Source organism: Streptococcus pseudopneumoniae, from assembly GCF_001072315.1.
Lineage (GTDB): Bacteria > Bacillota > Bacilli > Lactobacillales > Streptococcaceae > Streptococcus > Streptococcus pseudopneumoniae_R.
The window spans coordinates 1-1,960 of record NZ_JVLI01000185.1 but is presented as its reverse complement, the minus strand read 5'-3'; the positions used below and the strand labels follow the sequence as shown (position 1 = coordinate 1,960).

The 1,960-nt window shown below is 38.0% G+C and carries 1 protein-coding gene and 1 pseudogene; both read left to right on the top strand.

Going from position 1 to position 1,960, the window contains the following annotated elements; translation table 11 throughout:
- On the top strand, positions 1-1,011 hold a 1,011-nt coding region (locus ADH54_RS09865; protein ID WP_049524980.1), incomplete at its 5' end, for a hypothetical protein.
- A gap of 11 nt (positions 1,012-1,022) precedes the next feature.
- Positions 1,023-1,960 (top strand): annotated as a pseudogene (locus tag ADH54_RS09860) (toprim domain-containing protein); the annotation flags it as partial.

Sequence of the window (1,960 nt, the reverse complement as noted above, 5' to 3'; positions counted from 1 at the left end):
GCCAATGCAGAAGAATTATTTCACTTGAAACAAGACTTGCTTCAGGTTAATAATCAATTAGATGCTAGGATTCGGGAATTAGAGATGGATCAGCTTCCCAATGGCGATCAAGTTATTGGAGTCGATCTAAAAACTGAGGAGGTATTGTTACTACGAACTCCAGAAAATGCTCAGGTTGAGGAATGGGAGGTTCGTAAAGATGGCTTGATCTCCGATTATCGTTCCAATCTTTCAGAATATGCTCAAATTGTAGATACTTTACTTAAAATGGAGAATCCAGAGATCGATACCATTCTTTACGAAGAAGTAATCAACTATTCTAAGAAAACTTGGCCAGATTCAGAACCGATTCAACTTCCAGAAAATATCAAGGAACTATTGAATCAAGAGGGCAAGCTTGACCCCTCATATTATCAAATAGCCCAGTTTGAAACAGTAAAACAAGCCTATATCTATGGAATGATTTCACCTAGTTTTCAGGAACATTTCCCTCATTATTCAGATTTCGTTAGGAACTATGTAGAAGATAGAGAACAATATGAGTTTTTCAACTATCGTACAGAAGCCGTCTCACTAGCTCAGGAAATTCTAGTACCACGTTTAGGAGATATTAACCAGATTTTAGGAACGAATAATCAGGAGTTAATTCTTCAAGAGGTCGTTGGTTATTCTCAAGGTGAAAGCTGGGAACTAGCTTATTTACGGGATACAAAGACGGAAGATAGAGAATCTGTTCGATTCTATCTTGAAAGTGAGATTGGAGCTTGGTATAAGGGAAGTTTGACAGAGTTGGCTGTTATCCGCTTTGAGGATATTGATTTAGAGAAAGGTTTCAACGGGCACCAGGAAGCTGTCTATTATATCGATGAGAACTTGTTGGTTCATGATAAGCTAAAACAAGCCCAACTCCATTTTCCTGATTTAAAACGTTTTGTAGAAGCGGAAGAACTTGAGAGAGAACAGACACAAGATATAGTAGCAGAAAAAGAAGAACCAGAATTTTCATTGTAGAGGGACAACAGATGGTGTTAAGCAAAGAAGAAGCCAAGAGATTATCTATTATTTCTGTTGCAGAACAACTAGGCATGGAGTTAAAGCGTACAGGGAGCCATAGCTATAACTGGGTAGAACATGATTCGTTTGTAATAGATACAAAGAAAAATGAATTTTATTGGAACTCAAGAACTGAATTTGGAGATGTTATTCAGTTAGTTCAAACCATACGAGGTGTTTCTTACAAGGAAGCGATGCATTTTTTAGAAACTGGAGAATTTAAGGAAGTCGATGTAGAAGCTCAGACGGCTTCAAAAGAGCCTTTTAGCTATCACTTGGAAAGATATGAGCGTCAGGATTTCAGCGCCTCTAGAAGCTATTTGAAGGCACAGAGAGGCCTTTCAGATGATACGATTAACTTCTTTATTAGCCAAGGGAGTATAGCGGAAGCAATCCGAAAAAAGGGAGACTATTTTGAGCCTGTGATCGTCTTTAAGTATAAGGACAACATAGGCTTTTTAACTGGAGCGAGTCTTCAGGGAATAGTAGAGAATCGGGAGCACTATCCTGAACGTGGGCGTCTAAAACAAATTATGAGAAATTCAGACGGACAATTAGGCTTTTCAATTGATATTGGGAATCCTAAACGTTTAGTATTTGCGGAAGCTCCAATCGATCTAATGAGCTACTATGAGCTTCATAAAGATAGGCTTCAGGATGTCCGCTTAGTAGCTATGGATGGAGTAAAAGAAGGAATCATTAGTAGACGGTTTATGGAATTGTATTCAGAGATAAATGATAAATCCTATCAAGTAGATCAGAATGTTGGAAAAAAACTAGAAACTGTCGCTAGAACAACGAATTATTTTAAAGATGGTCAGCATCAGGATATGATTACCTTAGCTGTAGATAATGATATGGCTGGCCATAAATTTATAACTAGTCTGCAGGAAAAGGGGATTCCAGT